The sequence below is a fragment of the Leptospiraceae bacterium genome, assembly GCA_016708435.1.
GTDB lineage: Bacteria > Spirochaetota > Leptospiria > Leptospirales > Leptospiraceae > UBA2033.
Genome location: JADJFV010000038.1, coordinates 1 through 21,239, shown reverse-complemented (window position 1 = coordinate 21,239; position 21,239 = coordinate 1). Strand labels below are relative to the sequence as shown.

Annotated in this window: 21 protein-coding genes; 12 read left to right on the top strand and 9 right to left on the bottom strand. The window is 35.2% G+C overall.

Going from position 1 to position 21,239, the window contains the following annotated elements:
* Window positions 1–14 precede the first annotated feature (14 nt).
* Complete coding sequence (locus IPH52_28040; protein ID MBK7058833.1) at window positions 15–242, top strand: hypothetical protein; 228 nt, start codon at window positions 15–17, stop codon at window positions 240–242.
* A gap of 432 nt (window positions 243–674) precedes the next feature.
* A complete protein-coding gene (locus IPH52_28035) occupies window positions 675–1,766 on the top strand; it encodes a hypothetical protein (protein ID MBK7058832.1) in 1,092 nt (363 codons plus the stop codon).
* Between the two features lie 5 nt (window positions 1,767–1,771).
* On the opposite strand, the gene IPH52_28030 is transcribed toward IPH52_28035, so the two are convergent.
* From IPH52_28030 to IPH52_28020, 3 genes are all read right to left on the bottom strand, one after another.
* Window positions 1,772–2,404 (bottom strand): hypothetical protein, encoded by a 633-nt coding sequence (locus tag IPH52_28030; protein MBK7058831.1) that lies wholly within the window; start codon window positions 2,402–2,404, stop codon window positions 1,772–1,774.
* Window positions 2,405–2,492: 88 nt separating this feature from the next.
* Window positions 2,493–3,020 carry a dihydrofolate reductase gene (locus IPH52_28025; protein ID MBK7058830.1) on the bottom strand — a complete coding sequence of 176 codons (528 nt, stop codon included), beginning with the start codon at window positions 3,018–3,020 and terminating at the stop codon, window positions 2,493–2,495.
* Window positions 3,021–3,139: 119 nt separating this feature from the next.
* On the bottom strand, window positions 3,140–3,658 hold the full coding sequence (locus tag IPH52_28020; GenBank protein ID MBK7058829.1) for a DUF1564 family protein: 519 nt from the start codon (window positions 3,656–3,658) through the stop codon (window positions 3,140–3,142).
* A 419-nt stretch (window positions 3,659–4,077) separates the two neighbouring features.
* Between IPH52_28020 and IPH52_28015 the strand changes: the two genes are divergently transcribed.
* Genes IPH52_28015 through IPH52_28005 form a run of 3 tightly spaced genes read left to right on the top strand, consistent with a single transcriptional unit; the run spans window position 4,078 to window position 5,317 of the window.
* Window positions 4,078–4,254 carry a hypothetical protein gene (locus IPH52_28015; GenBank protein ID MBK7058828.1) on the top strand — a complete coding sequence of 59 codons (177 nt, stop codon included), beginning with the start codon at window positions 4,078–4,080 and terminating at the stop codon, window positions 4,252–4,254.
* A gap of 55 nt (window positions 4,255–4,309) precedes the next feature.
* Window positions 4,310–4,726 carry a methylglyoxal synthase gene (locus IPH52_28010; GenBank protein ID MBK7058827.1) on the top strand — a complete coding sequence of 139 codons (417 nt, stop codon included), beginning with the start codon at window positions 4,310–4,312 and terminating at the stop codon, window positions 4,724–4,726.
* Between the two features lie 27 nt (window positions 4,727–4,753).
* A complete protein-coding gene (locus IPH52_28005; protein MBK7058826.1) occupies window positions 4,754–5,317 on the top strand; it encodes an SET domain-containing protein in 564 nt (187 codons plus the stop codon).
* 56 nt (window positions 5,318–5,373) lie between these two features.
* On the opposite strand, the gene IPH52_28000 is transcribed toward IPH52_28005, so the two are convergent.
* Complete coding sequence (locus IPH52_28000; GenBank protein ID MBK7058825.1) at window positions 5,374–7,056, bottom strand: hypothetical protein; 1,683 nt, start codon at window positions 7,054–7,056, stop codon at window positions 5,374–5,376.
* 434 nt (window positions 7,057–7,490) lie between these two features.
* Between IPH52_28000 and IPH52_27995 the strand changes: the two genes are divergently transcribed.
* From IPH52_27995 to IPH52_27980, 4 genes are all read left to right on the top strand, one after another.
* On the top strand, window positions 7,491–8,600 hold the full coding sequence (locus IPH52_27995) for a hypothetical protein (GenBank protein MBK7058824.1): 1,110 nt from the start codon (window positions 7,491–7,493) through the stop codon (window positions 8,598–8,600).
* Between the two features lie 77 nt (window positions 8,601–8,677).
* A complete protein-coding gene (locus IPH52_27990) occupies window positions 8,678–9,262 on the top strand; it encodes a DUF4256 domain-containing protein (GenBank protein MBK7058823.1) in 585 nt (194 codons plus the stop codon).
* A gap of 48 nt (window positions 9,263–9,310) precedes the next feature.
* Entirely contained in the window at window positions 9,311–10,321 is a 1,011-nt protein-coding gene (locus IPH52_27985) for an LLM class flavin-dependent oxidoreductase (protein ID MBK7058822.1), read from the top strand.
* Between the two features lie 173 nt (window positions 10,322–10,494).
* Complete coding sequence (locus IPH52_27980) at window positions 10,495–11,589, top strand: hypothetical protein (protein ID MBK7058821.1); 1,095 nt, start codon at window positions 10,495–10,497, stop codon at window positions 11,587–11,589.
* 205 nt (window positions 11,590–11,794) lie between these two features.
* Here the strand turns inward: IPH52_27980 and IPH52_27975 are convergent, their stop codons facing one another.
* A complete protein-coding gene (locus IPH52_27975; protein ID MBK7058820.1) occupies window positions 11,795–13,087 on the bottom strand; it encodes a lipid A deacylase LpxR family protein in 1,293 nt (430 codons plus the stop codon).
* 317 nt (window positions 13,088–13,404) lie between these two features.
* Between IPH52_27975 and IPH52_27970 the strand changes: the two genes are divergently transcribed.
* The 3 genes from IPH52_27970 (at window position 13,405) to IPH52_27960 (ending at window position 18,152) form a co-directional block, all read left to right on the top strand.
* Complete coding sequence (locus IPH52_27970) at window positions 13,405–14,181, top strand: hypothetical protein (GenBank protein ID MBK7058819.1); 777 nt, start codon at window positions 13,405–13,407, stop codon at window positions 14,179–14,181.
* 47 nt (window positions 14,182–14,228) lie between these two features.
* A complete protein-coding gene (locus IPH52_27965; protein MBK7058818.1) occupies window positions 14,229–14,792 on the top strand; it encodes a HAMP domain-containing histidine kinase in 564 nt (187 codons plus the stop codon).
* Between the two features lie 177 nt (window positions 14,793–14,969).
* Complete coding sequence (locus IPH52_27960) at window positions 14,970–18,152, top strand: PAS domain S-box protein (GenBank protein MBK7058817.1); 3,183 nt, start codon at window positions 14,970–14,972, stop codon at window positions 18,150–18,152.
* A 3-nt stretch (window positions 18,153–18,155) separates the two neighbouring features.
* Here the strand turns inward: IPH52_27960 and IPH52_27955 are convergent, their stop codons facing one another.
* From IPH52_27955 to IPH52_27940, 4 genes are all read right to left on the bottom strand, one after another.
* Window positions 18,156–19,091, bottom strand: a complete 936-nt coding sequence (locus IPH52_27955) for a TonB-dependent receptor (protein ID MBK7058816.1) — start codon at window positions 19,089–19,091, stop codon at window positions 18,156–18,158.
* 38 nt (window positions 19,092–19,129) lie between these two features.
* The gene (locus IPH52_27950; GenBank protein MBK7058815.1) at window positions 19,130–19,489 is read right to left on the bottom strand and encodes a hypothetical protein; all 360 of its coding nucleotides are present in this window, start codon (window positions 19,487–19,489) and stop codon (window positions 19,130–19,132) included.
* Window positions 19,490–19,580: 91 nt separating this feature from the next.
* Window positions 19,581–19,730, bottom strand: coding sequence for a hypothetical protein (locus IPH52_27945; protein ID MBK7058814.1), 150 nt, complete (start codon window positions 19,728–19,730; stop codon window positions 19,581–19,583).
* Between the two features lie 229 nt (window positions 19,731–19,959).
* Complete coding sequence (locus IPH52_27940; protein ID MBK7058813.1) at window positions 19,960–20,229, bottom strand: TonB-dependent receptor plug domain-containing protein; 270 nt, start codon at window positions 20,227–20,229, stop codon at window positions 19,960–19,962.
* Window positions 20,230–21,239: the final 1,010 nt, after the last annotated feature.

Genomic DNA, 21,239 nt, shown 5'->3' with positions numbered 1-21,239 from the left:
ATACTTCTAATTCTATGAATACAGCGGAAAGAATTTTAAATATTTTCAAAGAAAATAATGTTCAGGCAGGCAGCAAACTGCATAAACGAGTTGTTATGGATGCAATTAAAAGCTGGGGACTCGATGTAATAGAAATTCGAAATGCCTGGCATGCTCTCATGGGTTACGGGCTAATGCAACAAGTCGGAGACGAACTCGTATTAACCGCTAAAGGTGCAGAGATTGCCTACAAAATCGAATGATTTTTTAATTTCCCTTTCGAACGAGAATATTGTCAAATTAAGAGATACAATCATTATAAATAATCTCATAGAAGAGAACTTTCGAAAGAGTAACTTGTAACTTTGATGAATTTCCAATACATACACTGACCATAAATAACATGATAGAAGACAGCCCCTCATTTCAACATAATTTTCTACCAATCAGAATTTGTCCGTCCCCTATGATGCTAAGTATAGAGGCGGTTCTATGAATATGAGTCGACAGTCTCTCTCATGCTGCGAAACCTACCAATACCTCTTTGGGACATGGAAGCCAAATTATTTAACGTGCCTAGATCAATTCCAATAATGATAAGAGATAAGAGTTCTAAAAAAAATCCATAGACAAGTCTTTTCGTTTTTTTAAAAAAAATTATAGAATTTAAACTAGCCAATAAAAAACTTATCGTTATGAAGCCTAGTTCAAAAAAAGCAAATAAAAAACCTTCAACTAAATCACGAATTATATCGAAAACCAAAGCGATTGCCAAACCCACAAAAAGTAAAACTACAAAGAAAGTAATTTCATCTCCAATAGAACAACCGATAGGAATAAAAAAATTTCCCGGGCTAGGTATTAATGTTGTATTGAAACATCAAGATGAAAATTCTTTACGGACATACATCCATTATCTGCAAGAGCTTAGAGTAGAATGGGTTCGGTTGGAATTTAATTATTATGAAATCATTCCAGATACCGTTATGGATTTTTTCGTAGAGGAGCTTCGCAACGCTGATATTAAAATTCTTGGTCTTCTAACAGGTCTTGTCCCCGGAAATTTTATCAATTGTATGATTCCATCTCTTCGTTTTAAATCTCCTATTGATACTCTAGATGATTACAAAGCATTCTGCGAGAAAAATGCAGAGCGTTATAAAAAACACATTACTACTTGGGAAATTTGGAACGAACCAAACACTCTTCGTTTTTGGATAAGAAATCCCGAACCAATTGAATACGTGCAATTAGCCGCTGCTGCTGCCCCTATTATAAAAAAAATAAATCCGAAGAATCAAACAGTATTTGGTGGACTTATGGGCGATGACTTACGAGTAATAGCCCCATTTCAAAGAATCAATTACATCCAAGATTGTATAGATGCAGGAATTGATCAATACATTGATATTTATAACTTTCATCCTTACGATCCAATTTGCTATTTTGCTAAGAAACCGGCTAATGTCTATTTTCCGACGATTGCCGGCGTCATAGATTCCTTTATGCACAAATACAGAGCAGTTAGAAAACCTTTTATCATAAGTGAAATCGGTGTTTGCCCCTTGTGGCTAAAAATCACTCAAACAGAAATTGGTGCTCTTTATAAAGAGATTTATCTGCATTCTATCGGCAAAAGAATCGATTGCTATTTCTGGGTCTTGACAGATTTTAAAGGTCCTGAATATTCTCGATGGAATCCAGAAACTGCTTTTGGATTAATTAGTTGGGATTTAAAAGAAAAGGAAATGTATAAATCTTTTGTCACAGAGATGAAAAAACTTTAAGTGTTTCAAATCCATTGGTATAGAATCTTACCTTGAATCAAATATAGCAATGCTAGAACGAGTAAGATTTTATAAGCATATTCTAAAATCACAAGTAAAAGCGCACTTACAAGAACCTCAGAAAGTTTTGTTTCTATTAAATATTTCCGGAAAGAAGTGCTCATATCCGTGAAAGGCTTAAATACAACTCCACCACCTAGCGCATTAAATAGATTATCCGTCGAATTCCAAAAGGATAAATAACCAAGTGCTGGTGTTAGCTCTTTTATTTTTAATACGTTTTTAATAGATAATACAATACTATAGACTAAGAGTAGAATGGATGCAAACAGAATATATATCGTTATGAGCGAATTATGCCTATATGCCTCATTAATGGAAAGGATTTTTAAACTACCACTTATTTTTAGCATATACCAGAATACAGAAAAAGACGTTAAAAGTAAAGATAGATTTAGGCTATTTCGCAGAAGTAGCTTCCTTGAAAAGCCTTCCTTTAAAGTGCGAAAGAATATTTTCGCATGATCGTTACGATAAATGATAATAAATCTTATGATATACGAAAATAAGTTAATCAAGATTCCAAGTAAAAAAATAGTCTCGACAAATTTAAAAATTCCCCAGCTTTGAACATTCAAGTTAGTATACCTAAATCTCAATACAATTATTTCACTGTAAAATGAATACTATTTTCTTTTTAAAAATGGACATATTCACAGATAAAAGCTAAATTTCATAAGTAGATTGAACAAAGCCGGAAGGAAAAGATTTTGTCACTATATGACGTAGTTTCAATTCCTTTGGTAAAGCGCCAAATAGCGGTAATCCATCTCCTAATAGAATCGGAATACGCGTCAAAGTTAAATCGCTAATATACCCTTTTTCGAGAAAAGATTGAATTGTTTTTCCTCCATCAACATAAATATGAGAGTGATTACTATTTGTTAGCCTCACTACCAGTTCATCGACACTACCATTAAAAAGCTCAACCCTACTCTGAATCTTTTCAGGAGTATCTCTAAGTGTTTTGGAAAGAACGATAACTTGCTTTTCGTAAGGCCATTCAGGAAAAGACAAGACTTTTTCATAGGTATTTCGACCCATTATAATGCAGTCTATTGTTGAAATGAATTTTGCGTAACCATAATCTTCCGGATCATCAGGATTACCCGCTTCCATCAACCAATTAATGTCGCCATTCTTTTTTGCGATATACCCGTCTAAACTGGTAGCCATAAAAACAGAAAACTTCATATACTTCCCCTTTTTATTTATGGATTATCATCGGTTATGTTCTGTAAATAGATAATAGTTAAATCACAGAATTAGTAGAAATCTTTTGGTCTGGAAATTAGTTTTTTATCAAAACCTTTTTACCTAGTTCGATCCCGTGTATGTCGCAAGATTCTTCGATATAATTTCCTTTTCCTTGATAAAAGGATAATAACCATTAACCGCAAATGCGCCTTCTTCGGAACTACGAAGTCAACGAACTTTTCCGGTAAATTCTTCTTAATATCTAAAGAATCTAAAACTAGAAGGTAGACAAAAATCCAAGTCATGCTTCGATTCAAAAAAGCTTTTAGACATTTCATCTCCGCCCAATCTTCTCCTCTGGGAATAAAATCAACCCTTTGTAGTTTCAATCCTTCTTCTTGGTAACCAGTCTCTAATTTTCCGTAAACTGGAATTTCTCCATTTCTTATCAATATTCTATAACTCTCAAGCAAATAAGAAAGATATTCCGTAGGATTATGCTTATTAGCCTTCAACCTTTTATGGAAGAGTTTCATGTAACAGGCCGGGATCAATAGGGTAGACCGAGTTGACTTTTCAGGATACTCTTTCCAGTCGTTGACACGTTCTTTAGGAGAAAAAATTTTTGTTCTCATAAAAGTATTAGCACAGGAACTTAATTTCTTGTGCAGATTTTCTGAGCCAAATTACACTTTTGCGCATTTTTTTTGAAACTTTCCCTTTCAAATCTAAAATTTGAAGCAAGAACCATGGAGGAAAATTAGTATGAACAAAAAAACTAATATTCCTATTTCTAGTAACACTTTCTTTTGCACTTCCCGGTGACAAGAAAGCCACCTCCCACCACCAACACTCCCATCCCCTCCTTAATTTCCCTCCCCACCCTTCCCCCCCCCCGGTCGAACGGGTTCGATAAGTTCTGATTTTTGAATACTGGCAATACAAGAAACTTTTTTGAAAACATTCAGCATAATCTTGAAAATGGCAAAGCCTATCCCGGGCTCATGCAAGTTTCTTATTCCAGTTTCACTTCCATAAACGAAAGGTAAAAGGCGTGAATTATGAATATCGTTCTGACGGAAAAAATATTATCCTCACAAAAGGAACCTTGAATAACGGAGAAATGCTTCGTGCCGTTTACAATTACAATATCGAAGGAAAACTTTTAAACACCACAGAAGTAAAAGGAAACAAACTTCTAAACAAGAATACTTACCGCTTAGAAATTTAGCCTAACCTCAAAGCAAAACAGTTGACAATCCATAGAATCAGCCAAGTCTGATTCTATGGAAAAAACAAAACGTATAGTTCTCGTTGCCCACGATAACAAAAAGAAAGACCTTTTAGATTGGGTTACATTCAACAAAGGAACTCTCGCCAAACACTTCTTATCCGCTACAGGCACTACAGGTAAAATTATTGCTGAGAGTGCAGGTCTTCCTGTTCATCGTTTTATTTCAGGACCTCTCGGTGGTGATCAACAGATAGGAGCCAAGATTGTTGATGGCGGAATTGATATCATGATTTTTTTCTGGGATCCTTTATCTGCTCAACCACATGATCCTGATGTAAAAGCGTTACTTAGAATTGCCGTTTTGTATAATATTCCTATGGCTTGCAATCGCTCGACTGCTGACTTTTTAATTTCTTCTCATCTTTTAGATGAAGATTATGACAATCGACCAAGCGAGAATGCAAACTAACTCAATTAAAACTTTAAGGAAATTTCAATGAAACTTTTTCTCACTCTACTACTTGTCATCAATGCTTGCACTACAACTAGTATTAAAAGCATCGAAGATAACGAATACGTCGTTATCAAACCATCTCATATCCCTGGTGCCGGCATGGGACTGTTTGCCGCTAAAGATATACCCAAAGACACAATGGTAACTCATTACGAAGGCAAAAAAATTACTCGTAAAGAATACAATGCTCTTCATGAAAAAAGCGAGCATTGGTATATGTTCACAATGCCTGAATGTGCAAACGAACCAAACTTCCCTTACATTGACGGAAATAGAGAGCACTATGGTTCTAAAGTTAATTTTGCTCCATCTAAGATAAATGGCAAACCAACCAAAATTCAAAACGTTCATTTTCTTAAGCATTGTGAAGATCCATACATTCGTCTCTATGCGACACGCGATATAAAGAAAGGCGAAGAATTATACGTTAGTTACGGAGGCATTTACAATTATCACTTCATGGAGTTCCCTGATGTGCAAAGATTCTTCATGGAAAAATCAGGTATCAAATTAAAAACCGGTGAAAAATTTACATTTGAAGATTAAAATCTTCTCTCAATTGTCGCAGCAATTTCATTATCAATATAAATTGCTGCACAATCTTAAAGCTTAAAGAAGCTTACTTGTTTCTTTAAATCCTCAGAGACTGTTTCCAGGAATTTAGAATCATCCGACAATGCATCTAGTCTTGTAAAGTTTTGCAAGGTCACTTTACTAATCGTATTCGCTGTTTCTGATATCGTAGAAATTGCTTTTAAATGTTCATCTGTTGACTTAAATATTTCAGACGAAATAGTTTTTACATTTTGAATGGTCACTTCTAAATGAGAAGTCAATTGACTGTATTCTTCAATCAAACCCTTCACATCATTGGTCTTAAGGTTTATTCCTTTTACCCGCTCTAAAATCATATCGAACATAGATGTTAATTCAACTAGTCCATCCATCCCTGCTTTCACGAGAGAAGAGTTCTTTTTAACAATATCTTTAATAGACTTTGTGCTTCCTGCTGTTTGATCGGCAAGGCGAGATACTTCTGCGGCGACTACTGCGAAACCCTTTCCTTCATTTCCCGCTCTCGCCGCTTCAATCGATGCGTTAAGCGCAAGAAGATTGGTCTGGTCTGCAATTGTATTGATGATAGAAACCACTTCTGTGATTTGACCGGTGGTATTATAAATCTCCTGCATTCTTTCGTTCAATGTATTAAGAGAAGTCTTTCCCTGATCGAGTTCGTTCGAAATAATTCCTGTATCTCTTGTTGTAATCTTAGTCTTATCTCCAAGATTTTGCACTAGAGCGGATTGATCTCTTAGTTTAGAAAGCATTTGTTCAATCTTATTGCTTTGTTCCGACGTCATCACTGTAATACTATTACTTGCATTTACAATTTCAAAGATCTTTTTTGCGATCGCTTCTGAGCCAGCAGTTTGCTTTTCTAAGTCATCTCGCATCATTACAACTGCAATTTTCATATTCATCGAAGAAGATTTTACATCCTCTGATGCAAGGAAAATTCCTTCTAATACCTGATGGAATTTTGTAACAAGTCCACCGATAGAGCGGAATAGATCGGCAAATTCCCCCTTGCCTTTCGCTTCAATCGCAACAGTTAGATTTCCCTCTGAAATTCCGCCAGAATATTCTGCCGCTTTTTCTAATGGCTTAATTACACCCTTGGACAGCCAGAGGATAATGAAGATTGTCGCACTGAGTCCAAGTAGGGAAAGCACAAAAGCAGAATAGAATAAAAGTCTAGAATTAGAAATTTGTTTTTTTAATGTATCAGAGAGTCTTCCCTGTTGGCTTTCAAAGAATTTTTTTACAGCTTCTGAATAGATTTTCTTGTTTTGATTGTAATCTTGCGCTTTTAGGATTGCTTGCGCTTCGGTCAATTTGCCCTTAGCCCCTTGGTCAAACATTTTAGTTTCCAAGTCAATAAGTGCGTCGTTTACAGAAGACACGTTCTCAAAGATCTTTTTCTCTTGCGTTCCAGAATTTTTCATGCTGTAGTCTAATTCTTTTTCTAAAAGCTTTACATGGTTATCATAGTTTTCTTTGTATTGTGCCTCGCCTGCATAAGAAAAGAAAATTGCATTGTCCGTAATCTTAGTATCTTCTAATAGAATTGCCCAGGCACTATTAAAAAGCGGAATTTCCGAATTCAGTATCCGTTCCGAATTCTGATAGGAAACAAAACTAATAAAAATAGTCACCACTGAGAAGAACAGGTTAAGAAACGCCACGAAAAAGGATGCGGGAAGAATAAGGTTTTTAATTTTCATACTATACCAATAATTACAATCTACTATTAGAATCGGTCATTTTCCTTGCAATCTTATTCAATAAAAGTGGAGGATATTTTTAAAAACGGGGATGATTTAAAGATTATCACCGATGGACACGGATGAACACTGATAAAAGATGTGGTTTGTCTTGCCTATTTGCTTCCTGCCTTCGGTCTGCCTTCGATTTGGGTTCGATTTTGGTTCGATTTGGCTGTGATTAAATTCAAAGGCAGATCAAATTCAGTTCATAGCTCTGTTAAGGTTATTGTGTCGACAACACACACCTATCCTTAAATCCGAGTTATCCTTAGAGTAGTTTTGATTTTACCTCTTATTTTCTTTGTTATGTCTCCGATATTAAATCATTTATTTCTTGTAAAAATAAGTTTGTTTAATAGATTGCTTTGCTCGTAAGAGGAAAAGGGGAAAATATGATTTATAAATTCATCAGTGCTCTACTCATTTTTGTAATGTTTGGCATACTAGAAGCGAGACCCAGGGTAAAGAGTAAAGACAAGAAAACCACAAAAGTTTTCTCCAAATACAATCACACAAAGCTTACGAAAAGAAAAAAGTCAAACATAGCACAGACTCCGGCTAATACGAATAATCCAGAGATTGAGAGAAAGAGATTGCTCGTTCAACTTCAAACAGAAAAAGACAAAGAAAAACAAGCTGATATTTACAATCAAATCTCTATTCTTTATCTGAACTCTTATGTATATGAGGATTTAACTAAAGCAATTTTCTATTTAAAAAAATCAGTGGCTCTATCTAAGAATAAATGGTATTATTATGCAGCGTTAGCCAATGTTCATAGTTATATTAAACCAACCAATCGAGCAAACGTAAAAAAATACTATTTAAAGGCAATTGAATCAACAGAGAGTAATTACAATAAATCGCTCTATTACTCTTATCTAGCAAATCTCTACGCAGCTAAGGATTATCCCAATTATCCGGAAGCAGAAAAATATCTTTTGAAAGCGATTGAAATATCAGAGAATGACACAGATAAGGCAAATTATTATACTTCCCTTGCAAATTTGTATTATAATACAGAAGAAAAATTTATACAGTATCAAAGCAAGGCATTAGAGTTAACACCTGATTCAGAAACACAATCCTATATTTATTCCATTTTAGGGAATTTTTATTTTAATACCTATAGAGAATTCAAACAAGAAGATTTTAATAAAGGAGTGGATTACATCGAGAAGGCGATTGAATCAACTTCTAATCCTTACAATAAGGCTAGTTATTGTAATACGCTCGCAAATAGTATGCGCACAAAAAACGATTTAGATTTAAATGAGATTGTTAAAATTTATGAGCGTGCCATTTCTTATTCAACAAGTTCTTATGACAAAGCTTACTACCATTCGGTAATCGGAAATGTTTATACTGAAATGGAACCACCGGAAAACGCAAAAGCAATTGCTGAATATGAAATCGCTATTAAAAACTCAGCCGATCCCATTACCATCGAATCCTATAAGTCCATTGTAAAAGTATTAAAGACTCGAATTAAAAAGAAGTGAGAAAGAAATTCCTATATAGAAAATTTTGGCGATTATGGGCTTGACGCACTAGTAAAGAAATAGCATATAGGAAAAGTATGAACAAGCTAAAGAGTAATACAAAGAAATTATCGCCGAAACAACAAGAAGATTTACTCAATATATTAAAAACCCGTTTTGAAAAAAATAAGAAACGAAACGCCAACACTGCCAATTTGGAATGGAATAAAATCCAATCTAAATTAGAGGCTAATACGGATAAGCTGTGGTCACTAAACGAAATGGAAAGAACCGGCGGTGAACCCGATGTTGTCAGTTACGATAAAAAAACAGAAGAATACATTTTTTATGATTGTTCAGCGGAAAGTCCTAAAGACCGTAGAAGTGTATGTTATGACCGCGAAGCTCTTGAGTCAAGAAAAGAAAATAAACCAAAGAATAACGCCACTGATATGGCTGATGCAATGGGGATTGCAATTTTAACAGAAGAAGAATACCGCGAATTACAAAAACTAGGAAATTTCGATTTAAAAACATCTAGTTGGATAAAAACACCTTCTGAGATTAGAAAACTCGGTGGTGCTCTCTTCTGCGATCGTCGTTACAATACAGTATTCGTCTATCATAACGGCGCAGAATCTTATTATGCCGCTCGCGGCTTTCGAGGCTTACTAAGAGTATGAACTCGTAAACGAACTATTAGCCGCTCTTAAGGAAAGAGTATTTAAAAAATGAAAAAACAATTAAATGAAATTCCAGTTAGTGTGCTTGACCTTGCAACAATTGTAGAAGGTGATAAACCAACAGATTCTTTTAAAAAAAGTTTAGCAGTGGCAAGGCGTGTGGAGCAACTCGGTTTTAACCGCTACTGGTTTGCTGAGCATCATAATATGGAAAATATTGCAAGCTCTGCTACTTCTGTTTTGATTGGATACATTGCAGGCAATACTTCTCGAATTCGAGTTGGGTCCGGTGGGGTAATGTTGCCTAACCACGCGCCCCTTGTAATTGCAGAGCAATTTGGAACATTGGAGTCTTTATACCCGGGAAGAATTGATCTTGGTTTAGGAAGGGCTCCCGGCACAGATCAAAAAACTTCTTTTGCACTTCGTAGAAATTTAGAATCTTCTGTAGATGGATTTCCACAGGATGTAATGGAATTACAATCCTATCTTGCTCCAAGAGGAGAAAATCAAAAAGTTCGCGCTATACCCGGAGAAGGAACACAAGTTCCTATTTGGCTTTTGGGCTCTAGCACATATAGCGCACAATTAGCTGGAATGTTAGGTTTGCCATTTGCCTTTGCGAGTCATTTTGCTCCTACTCATTTGCACGAAGCTCTCAGATTATATCGTCAGCGATTTACGATTTCCGATCAACTGCAAAAACCTTACAGCTTAGCCTGTATAAATATAATAGCAGCCGATACAGACGAAGAAGCAAAATTTCTGGCGAGTTCTTTTTATCGATTAGCATTGGGAATTGTGACTAATGAGCGTAAACCGCTTCAGCCTCCGATTGCAAACATGGATACTGCCTGGAAAGAGTTCGAAAAACAAACTGTCTTACAAATGATGAAATATAGTTTTATCGGAAGCCCAGAAACAATCAAGAAAAATCTAGAATCCTTTTTAGATGAGACTCAAGTCGATGAACTCATGGTAGCCTCTTATGTTTATGACAACGATGCAAAGATTCATTCTTATGAGTTAATTGCAGATTTTTTCAAATTAGAAAAGTAAATCGGGAAATGCTTGCAAGAACAAAGTCTAATTTGACACACGAGTCAGGATTACATTTATTTTTATTATAGGTTATCTTTAGAATAAAAGGAGTTAAATTTTTTTCTACTTTTTTAATTCCAATAATTATAAATTAGTTGAATCCGATTTTTTAAATATTAAAAAAGGTATCTATGAAAAACTTGTTTTTGATACTTCGTGTAATTTTTAAATCTAACTTTTATTCACTTATAAAAGTTAACGGCTACTTTGTTCTTGGACAATTCCTTCTAAGTATTCTTCTTTTTAATTGTGCGAAAACAAATCAAGATAATGGGAATAAATTATTGGTAGTCTATGGTTTACTTTCAACTAAGGCAACGACAACAACGACTACTACAAATCCTTATTTATATGTAAGCATTACGACTCATAGTGAAGAGGGCATTCCAGATCCAATATACGACACAGTGCCAGGCACAATTTACTCCACCTATCGTAGTCTGACAAAGTCTATGGTAGATACAATCTATTCTAAAGGTGCAAAATTAAATTACGAATCCGATTGGCGATTTTTAAACGCAATAAAGCTCTATGATACTGCAAGCGTTATGAGCAATACAAATAATAAAAATCTTCTTAGATATATCAAAGAAGATAAAGGTTTCGAGGTTGATGCGCACGCACATGAGTCTAATGAGAATTATGCGGATGTAGCATATCGTATAACTCTATTAGGAGTAACTCCTTCAGACAATATTGGAGGATTTACATACAATGCTACCGCTGGAAATGCAACTGACTGGGAAACAATGCAGAACAGTTTAACAGGAAGGGTTAATACGAGTTATTCCAAAAAATTTACTACATTAGTTTTAGCAGGCAGTTCAAATCATACAGCAGATGACAAAACATACGGTGCCTGGAAACCAAAATCCAAATCCGAATTTTACACACATGATCCATCTAAGAACTTAACTTTTATAGGCGGTGGATGTGAAAACGTAGTTACATCTACCTCGACTGCAGCAGACCATATTGCAACAATTACTAGAATTTCCGACGGAATTAAAAATGGAACCTATGCGAAAGGAAATTTCTATGCTACCAATATAATGCTTAATACAAGGGATTATAGTGCTGACTATATTGCTAAGGTGGGGCAAATCATAGATGGCCTCAAGTCTAGAGTTGACGCAAAAGAAATTCAATGGGTTTTTCACAGTGAAAAGAAAACAGCATGGGAAACAATATATGGCTCAAAGAATTTTCAGTTTACTTGCCCTTGATACAAAGTTGCTACTTCTAAATAAAGTTATAACGCGTTTAACTAAAACTTCTTTCCCATTTGTAAACTTGCGTAGCGATAATACGGCAATACAGAATTAGCCGCTTTGTATTCTAAAGTTGAGACTTCTGCTGCAATTTGAAAATACCAATCTGAATTATTATACAAAAACCCTGTTGCTATTTTTCCTTGTAAATGTTTTAGTTCTACTCCATATCTTTGATTTCCATCTTTTCGTTTATTAGTAATGCAGAAGCCAACGCGAGGCTATTTTTATTATCCGGTTCATTTCGAAATAGATATTGATAGGCAATGTATTTAGAGAAAATATTTTGTGTTTTAGTTTCACTTCTTGATAGAGTATCAAGAATAAAATAATCCAAGAATTGGTAATCTGCTCGGTTCAAATTGTGATTTGATATATCATAAAGAATCAATGATTTCGCACCTGAATCAATGGGAGCTCCTCCATTAAAAACAGAATTGAAGATTAAATAATTCAATCCCTTAGAAGTTTCTTGGTGTAATAATTCTTCATAGACTAAAAATCTTGTCATAGAATTTGCATCTCTATCTTCATTGACTTGGGAATACAACGGACTTCCGATTAACGAGTTCGGCTGTGTTTGAGAAACCAAGTTGCTTAACTCATTTAGATTACTTGAATCTGGAAGCCCCTTCCCTGTGCCTTGCAAGGTTGTGTTTAACGATTGATATTTAACCTGTGGTCTTATCCAAAAATACATTTCCGATTCTTCCGTAGGATAAATCGGACTTGAATCATTTAATAAAGTTCCATGAGAGACAGGACTAGAAATTTTTCCCCATCGAAACACAGGACCGATTGTGAGTGATGTATCAAAGGTTCCGAGTTTAACACCTGTTTGCCACCCAATTTCTTTCTTCCAAAAATACTTATGATCCATATTAATCTGAAAACCATTTCGATTTGGAATCTGACTATTCCAGCCTTGCGGAATCGGTGCCTGTATAAGTTTATGAATGATTGTTTGAATGCTTTTGCCTTGCACATCAGAACCAATCTTGCCTAAACCAAATTCCAATCCTAAAGAACTTTTGCTCCACCAAACAGTGGAACTGCTTGCTGCTAGCCCCAAACTACTATAGGGTCTTTCTCCATAAACAATATCAGAGCGGCTTAGATTCGTTGGAGTCTGTAAGGTTTGGAGTCCAGAAATTCCTGAGTAGTGATAACTTGGATTGGCTAGATAGGGGATAATTGATGTTAATCCATTTAGAGCAAAGCTAGAAGGAGTATACCATTTTTTATATACACCATATTCCATTCGAATTCCATTTGTATATTCACGATCTGTTAACAAGAAGACATCATTTTCCCATGTAAGTCTAAGTATTTGTTTAGAAGATTTCTTTTCGTTCTCCATATCATTGGCAAATATGGCGGAGACGTAAAAAAGTAAGAGACTTGTTATAAATAAAAGTCTAATAATAAATCTATTTTGGGAGCTAATTAGCATTTTCCTGTCTAAACTAAATCTGCTGATATAAAAGGCAAGGTGTATATCAATTCAAATCCAGTACTTAGCTGAGCATTGCATTTCGGGAACCTAAGGTGAACTAATTCGCTATATCATTTGCGACAGACATAAGCTAAATTGGGTTTCGAGATTATCCATCCTGTAAATCTTGTGAATCCTGTCTAAAAAAAATCTTTATCGAATTGAATACAATCCTGTTTTTGAAAAATAAGACAGCATTGACAAGAAATTTGTTTCTAAATGCCACTGCTTCGATACTGTGGAGTGTGTGAAGGAGTTTTATCTAAATATTCAAGATGAAATGGTTTACTTTTTTTAAGAAATCCGAGCTAAATGAAAGCATTATAGCAAATGAAGTATTTGATCGCAACGTTCAATATATTTCTGTAATGTCCATTTTTTGGATTCCTGTAAATTTATTTCATATCATTCTTTTCTATCTTAATCTTGACCCGAATAAAGAAATTGAATACCTTTGGCGAATAGGAATTATCCTCTCGCATCTATTCCTAATGATTTTTTTTATCGCAATCGGATCTATTTTTAATTACCACAAACGAAACAATAATTTCAGGAAAGAGGTAATACAGTTCTTACTTTATTCTGTTTTTTTTATGGCAATTGTTTTCGGTGTTTCCATTACTGTGCTAGATCAGCTTGTAACATCTGCCATTACCCCCTTCTTACTCATTTGTATTTTAATTCCGATGACCGTGCTAATTAAGCCAATTATCTCCTTTCCAATTTTTATCATTGCCTATTTATTATTTTTCTTTGCTTTATCTTTATCCCAAAATAATCCAGACATACTATTGTCGAATCGTGCGAACGGTTTTACTTTCATTGGAATAGGAATGTTCTTAACAATTATCATGTGGAATAACTCTATTAGACGCTTCCAGCAAGATCGAATTATAAAACAACAAAGAATTGATTTAGAAAATAGCAATGCAACATTACTAGAAACGGCTGACAATCTAAGAATTGCAAACCAAACAAAGGACAAATTCTTTTCCATTATTGGTCACGATCTACGTGGACCATTCAATGGAGTTCTGGGCTTTCTGAACTAATAGAATTAGAATATGAACAAGGTTCAACAAAGAATCTAATTGAAAATTTGAATTTCATCAATGCATCCGCAAGGCAGGCATATCTTCTTTTAGAAAACTTATTACTCTGGGCAAAATCACAAAAAGGGAATCTCAACTATGAACCATCTCGCTTTGATATCAATGAATTGATAAGAAGTGTTTTTGATCTCTTACGAGCAGGTGCAAAAACTAAAAAAATTTCACTCTCTCTTCAGTGTGAGAGAAATTACTTTGTATTCCTAGATGAGAAGATGATTGAAACTATCTTCAGAAATTTAATCTCCAACGCTATTAAATTTACCAAGGAAGGTGGAGAGATTCAAGTTCTTATAAGCACAAAAGGAAATTTTATCGAAATCATTGTAGCGGATAATGGCATAGGTATTCAAAGAGATTTTTTAACTAACCTTTTTGCGAATAATAGCAATAAATCTACCAAAGGAACGCAAGGAGAAAGCGGATCCGGTCTTGGACTCATTCTATGCAAAGATTTTATTCATCTTAATAAAGGAACAATTTCCGTAGAAAGCATTCCAAATGCTGGCAGCAAATTCATAGTAACCTTTCCTTACGAAGAAGATATGACTTAAGCAATTCAATGATTCTACTCATCTAAGAAAAAAGAATTAATGAAAATAATTTTCATTCTCTCGCAAGACACTATATCTCGCGCTTTTCTATTCAAACCTACCAGTGTGTCGGAAAACTTAGATAGTCACGATTTTTTTATATAACTGCATTTAAAAAAAAGAATATACATAAAAACAATGGCAATTTTTATTAAACAGGATAAACCATTGTTAGGTGAGGAAATTACGAGTATGAAAACACGTATTTTGATTGTGGAAGATAGATTTCTAGACGCTGACTTTGCGGAACGTGAGATTCGTCATTGTTTACCCCATACTCGTTTTCAAAGAGTAGAAACCGAAAAAACTTTCTTAAAATCACTTACCTCCTTTAAGCCTGACTTAGTTTTATTTAATTATAATTTGCCTCATTTTAATGCGTTAGCCGCGATAAAGATAGCAAGGAAACAAATTCCAGATATCCCATTTCTAGTTTGGGGAAAATCATTGAAGGAAGAGGCAATTGTATCCGTCATTCGAGCAGGCTCCAATAATTACATTCAAAAAGAAAACTGGTATCGATTAGGTATCACAGTATTACGCGCATTATCCGAAAGTAACGAACTAGAGTCTAATGCAGAGATCAGCCCAAAAAAAACGATAGAGGAGATTCCAGATTTATTATTTGAAGTCGGACTCAGCGGTGTTTTGTATGATTATCATACCCTTCAACCAGAGAGATTAGCTGCTGCTCCCGAACAATTCCTTGGCAAAAAAGTATCCGATATTTTACCCAGAGAGGTTGCAGAAGTATCTAACTATGCGATTAATGAAGTGTATTCGTATGGATTTTCTCATGGACAGCAATACGAAATTGATATTCCTAAAGTAGGCAAACGAAAGTATGCGCTTTCTATTTCAAGAAAGCTAACAAGCGAAGGAGAAGAGCCTCGCTTCCTTGCGAGTTCTTACGATATTACAGAAAATCTGGCTTTGCGTGAAAAATTAAAGCAAAGTGAAGAAGCGTTATCCCGTAGCCGCGCTTTAAATATAAGTGTATTTGATTCTCTCTCCGAGCACATAGCTATCTTAGATGAAAATGGATATATTATTTCTGTTAATGCTGCTTGGAGACGGTTTGCAGAAGAAAACGGGGCAAATCACAATACCCACTGGTATATTGGGTCTAACTATCTTGACATATGCAATAAAGCTTCCGATTATCCAAATGTAAACGAAGGAGATGCGGCTTACAAAGGAATCCTCTCTGTAATGAATGGAACCTTACCCGAGTTTGCGATGGATTATCCTTGTAACTCACCTACCACAGAGCGATGGTTTCGTATGAGTGTTACACCCACCTCAGGCATAAAAAAAGGTGTAGTGATAGCGCATTCAAATATTACCGAGCAAAAAAAGATAGAAGAGAAAATCAGAAAAACGCAAGCAGAAATTTTAGCTCAAAGCGTTTCCTTTAATGCAAGTGTTTTAGATTCCCTGTCTGAACAAATTGCAGTAATTGACTCACAGGGGATACTTATTTTAGTTAATGCTGCATGGAGACATTTTGCAGAAGAAAACAAAGAATTTGATGTGAATGGTAATTTTATAGGTAGAAGCTATTTAGAAGTATGCGCCAATATTCCCAATTATCCAATTGGAAATAACTTTGGAGTGGCTAACGCTGGTATCCTTTCAGTAATGAAAGGCATTTTCTCTGACTTCACTATGGAATACCCATGTCACTCACGAACAAAAGAGCGATGGTTTGCTTTGCATGTTGTCCCAATGTATGGCTCAGAAAATGGAGTTGTTCTCATTCATCGTAATATAACAAAGCGAAAATTCTTAGAAAAACAAAAAGCATTTGAGCACAGGGAAAAAGTGGCACTTATCAATAGCACAGAGGATTTGATTTGGAGTGTAGGAAAAGATTATAGACTCATTGCAGCTAATGACTCTTTTGTGCAAAGAACAAAAAAATACTTTGGAATCACAATTACACAGGGTGACAGTGTATTAAGTCCCAAAATATTTTCTTCAGAAGAAATTGATTTCTGGTCTGGTTTATATACTAAAGCGTTATCAGGAGAGTCGCAAAAGCATGAACTCTATTTTCCTGAAACAGAAAATTTAAACGCATATTGGATGGATGTTGCTTTAAATCCTATTTGGCATGAAAATGAAATAACAGGAGTTGCTTGCTTTGCAAAAAACATTACCTCGCGTAAAATTGCTGAACAAGAATTAAAAAAGAGTCAGGACGAATTTATAAAAAGCAATGCGTTGAGCAGTAGTGTATTCAATTCACTTTCCTCTCATATGGTAGTTATTAATTCTGACGGCGTCATAATAGCGGTAAACGCTGCTTGGAAAAAGTTCGCTTTGGAGAATGGCACAACTGAAAACTTCATAGGTATAAATTATATCGACGTATGCAGCAGTGCGTCAGATAATAGTGATGCTAAAGCGGCAAATCAAGGAATCCTCTCAGTCATGAATGGCTCATTAGAAGAATTTAACATGGAATATCCTTGTCATTCACCAGAAGAAGAGCGTTGGTTTCTAATGCATGTAACTCCTATCTCAGGAATAGAAAAGGGAGCTGTCATTGCACATAGGAATATAACAGAAAGAAAACTTCTCGAAAGACAAAGAGATTTGGAGCATAAAGAAAAAGAGCAGCTAATCTTGGAACTCACAAAGAATAACAATGATTTGCTCCAATTTTCCTTTATTATTTCTCATAATTTACGAGCACCTTTATCAAATCTACTAGGACTGTTAAGTCTAATCGAGGATTTTAAAATTGAGGATGAATATTTAAAGCAAATACTCAATGGGTTTGGTCAATCTACAAATGCGCTGAATAAAACAATGAATGATTTGCAGAAAATTATTGTTATTCGCAGTCAACCATCCATTAGTCAGGAAGAGATAAATCTTTCAGATATGGTTGAAGATGTGCTCAGTCAAATCAATGATTTACTCATTGAAACGCAACCGGTAATAGAAATTCACTTTGATAGGACTCCTACCATCTATTTCAATCGAACCTACTTGGAAAGCATTCTTATGAATCTATTTACAAACTCAATCAAATTTCGTGCCCCTGATAGAACTCTAATTATTTCACTCTATACAAAATCCTCCGCAGATAATTTATTGCTCACATTCACTGATAACGGAATTGGAGTAGATGTGAATCGTCATAAAGAAAGGCTATTCGGTCTTTACCAGAAGTTTCATAATCATCCAGAAGGTAAAGGATTTGGACTATTTTTAATTAAATCTCAAATCGAATCGTTAGGCGGTAAAATAAAAATGGAAAGCACTGTCAATGTCGGGACTAAGTTTATAATTGAGTTTCCTAAAAAGTAAATTCTAAAATGTATAGCCAACCGTAAACCATATATTACGTTTCTCTAATGGATGCATGGTCGGATAGTATGTACCTGTCGCAGAGCGAATTCCGGGATCATAGAATTGTTCATTGAACAAATTATTCACATGAAGTTGAAGATACAGACCTTCATAGATAAAATTTTCATAGCGAATATTTAATTTTAGCATTGCGTATCCTTTCACAGTTCGCACAGGGTCAGTTGAAACGGTACGTCTAATATCTACATAATTTATGCCAGTGTAGATTGAAAGGTTCGGAAAAGGTAACAGGGTGAATCCTAGATTTACTTTATGAGGCGCAATATTCGGAATTTGCCCTGAGCGAGGAACAGTATTAAGTCCATTCGGTGTTTGGGGGGTAACGGTTGCTTGCCTAAAGGCGCTCATATTTAAATCTTCGATTGGATTGTCTCCAACTCTTCCAGTCGTAGCCGGTGAGGTTTGAAGTGTAGAGGGTAACCTATCATATTCTCCTTTTGTATAAGTGTAATTTAAAAAAAACTGTAATTGGTCAAGCAAATGCAGATTAGTCTCTAGTTCAAATCCATAGATTCTCGCAATTCCTAAATTCTGATATTGCTGCCAGGGATTCTTGGGGACAATTCCATTCAAAGTAGTTGTATCAGTCGTAGCAAACTCCAAAATCAAATTCGTAACTCTATTATAATATCCCTGTCCAGAAACATAATACTTCTTAAAGAAGCGATAGCCGACACCGATTTCATGTGCTCTCATGAGTTCCGGTCGAAGCGCAGGGTTTGGTTTTCTCTGAGCAGTTTGGGTAAAAAGCTCTTTTGCAGAAGGCTCTCTAAACCCTGTTCCGAATAAAAATTTTAGCGTCAAATCACTATTAGGCTTAAAGATAAAACTAAGCCTTGGATTTGTTTGCATTACCGTAGGTTGTTGAAATATCATGTCTGACTCCGGCTGTGATTACGATTTTTTCAACAGGTTTATAGATTTGTTGTATATAACCAGAATAGGTATTGTAGGTAAATCGTTTCATAGCTGTTATAATCTTTTGGAGTAATAAATTGTCTGACTACTAAACCAGCCGTAGTGGAAAGTTTATCAGATTGATTGTATTGAAGCTTCTCTTCAAGCTGATAGTTATTATCGGTCTTGAGTAAACAGATGCGCCACGAATAGCCTTTGCACCAGCAGCAGGGAGATACATCGTTCGGACGATAGTAGGCAGAGGTGTCTGTTGAATTTGGATAGAATTCATTGCTTGAACTTAAAATTTGCGTAGAGCGGGTAACAAGCTCACTGTCTAAATTGAGCTTCTCAGAGAACTTATGGAGGTAACCCACTGTTACACTATTATTTTAAAATCCCAGTGAGACCCAATGAAAACCTCCTGTTCCAATGTTTTTGGGTCTTTTATGATTCCATATAGTCGAGCTAAATTTCTAGAATCAAATTTTCCTGTATCCAATCCTCTTTGGTTGCTATCAATTTGCTCTGTCCCGTTTCCAAATGTCCCCTGCCCTGCTGGTATTGCCAATTCACTGTTTGAAAACGAAATCCACCTTTACTAAACTTTGCCGACAAATTATAAGTATCCTCTTCGAATTATTGTAAGTAGGAGACCACCAATTGCCAATTGCATTTGCATTCTGGTTACAAACACCACCACAAGCCTTTGTTTCTGTAAAATAATTCATATCATTTTGATTGGCTCTATTTTCGAATCCTGGCTTATCAAGTCTTCCTGTATTAGAAAAATTAGGTCCATCAGTTTTATAATAATATCACCTACACTGTATTGTATATCACGCGTTTACACCTGAATTGCCTCTAGCAGAAAAGCTGTCGGGTATCCTGGATTTGCTAAATTTTTTTCCCACCCTCCATAAGTGAAATCAACGTGATTTCCTGGATGAGTCTTTCCATCTTTAGTGATGATATTGATAATTCCATTAAAAGCATTGGCACCGTAAAGAGCAGAAGCTGGACCGGAAACAATTTCAATTCTAGCGACGTTATTCAGCGGAAAACGAATAGTGCCTGCTAGCACTTCATTTTCATTAATATTATTATCGAACCCCATCTACATAGACCAGAGTTTCGATTATTCTCTCCAACTAATCCGCTGATGAATGAGTTCAGGGTAAACGCCATAAGTATATTTGAAAATCAAAAGCGGGCATCATAGCGCAAATGCATAAACTAATGTTCTTATCCTCTCGCACGAATTTGTTTATCTGTAATTACGTAGACGGAAGCGGAGCTTCGAAACTTTCTGAACTTTCTAGAAGCTGTGATTACAATGTTGTCTTCAATTTAAAGAAATCTTCTTCATATATGTTTTATCTGTATTTGAAAAGTAGATTCTTTTGGAAGTAAATTCTTTTCCTTTGCCTTATCTAGATTTCGAATTTCCTCTTCTAGTCTTTTCTTTTCTTGCTTTAGTTCTTCAATTTCTCTATTCAATTCCTCTTTAGGTGTGAAAAGTTTATCAGAATTTCTTGTCTGAGAAAAATGGATAGAGTAAAAAGAATACAAAAAAAAAAGGAATAATTTCGGCTGTGTTCATTCGGTGAGTCCTGATAAAAGTAAATTTATTTCCATTACAATAAATAAGAGAATTCGGTTAAAGATTTTTTCATGGATAAAATTTAGAGAAGAAGAAAAATTCGTCAAGCATGTTTCTATAAATCTACAAGATTTAAAAATTGGACTAAGAAGAATGCAAATGCATAGCGAGGCGCTAACATGCTTTTCACAGTGGAAACGGATAATATGAAATTACTGCCATTTTAGAAACGCTTGAGTATTTGCTGACAATAATAGTGTATATGCAGATAATAGAAGTTGTTCTATTCGATTGCATTCTTGGACAGAAGAAGCTATCCATTAAATTGTAATTGATAACGCAAGAAGCATTGCATTTTATCTACAATTAATATGTACAATCGTATAAAAGATATCAATCAAAAATTTACTTCTTTTGGTTGCAAAGTAACGGACAACTGCGGAAGGAAAGAACAAAAGCAATGGAAATAAACCGCAAACGAAAAGAAAATTTATTCATAAACCCGAACCTTTTTCCTTGACCAA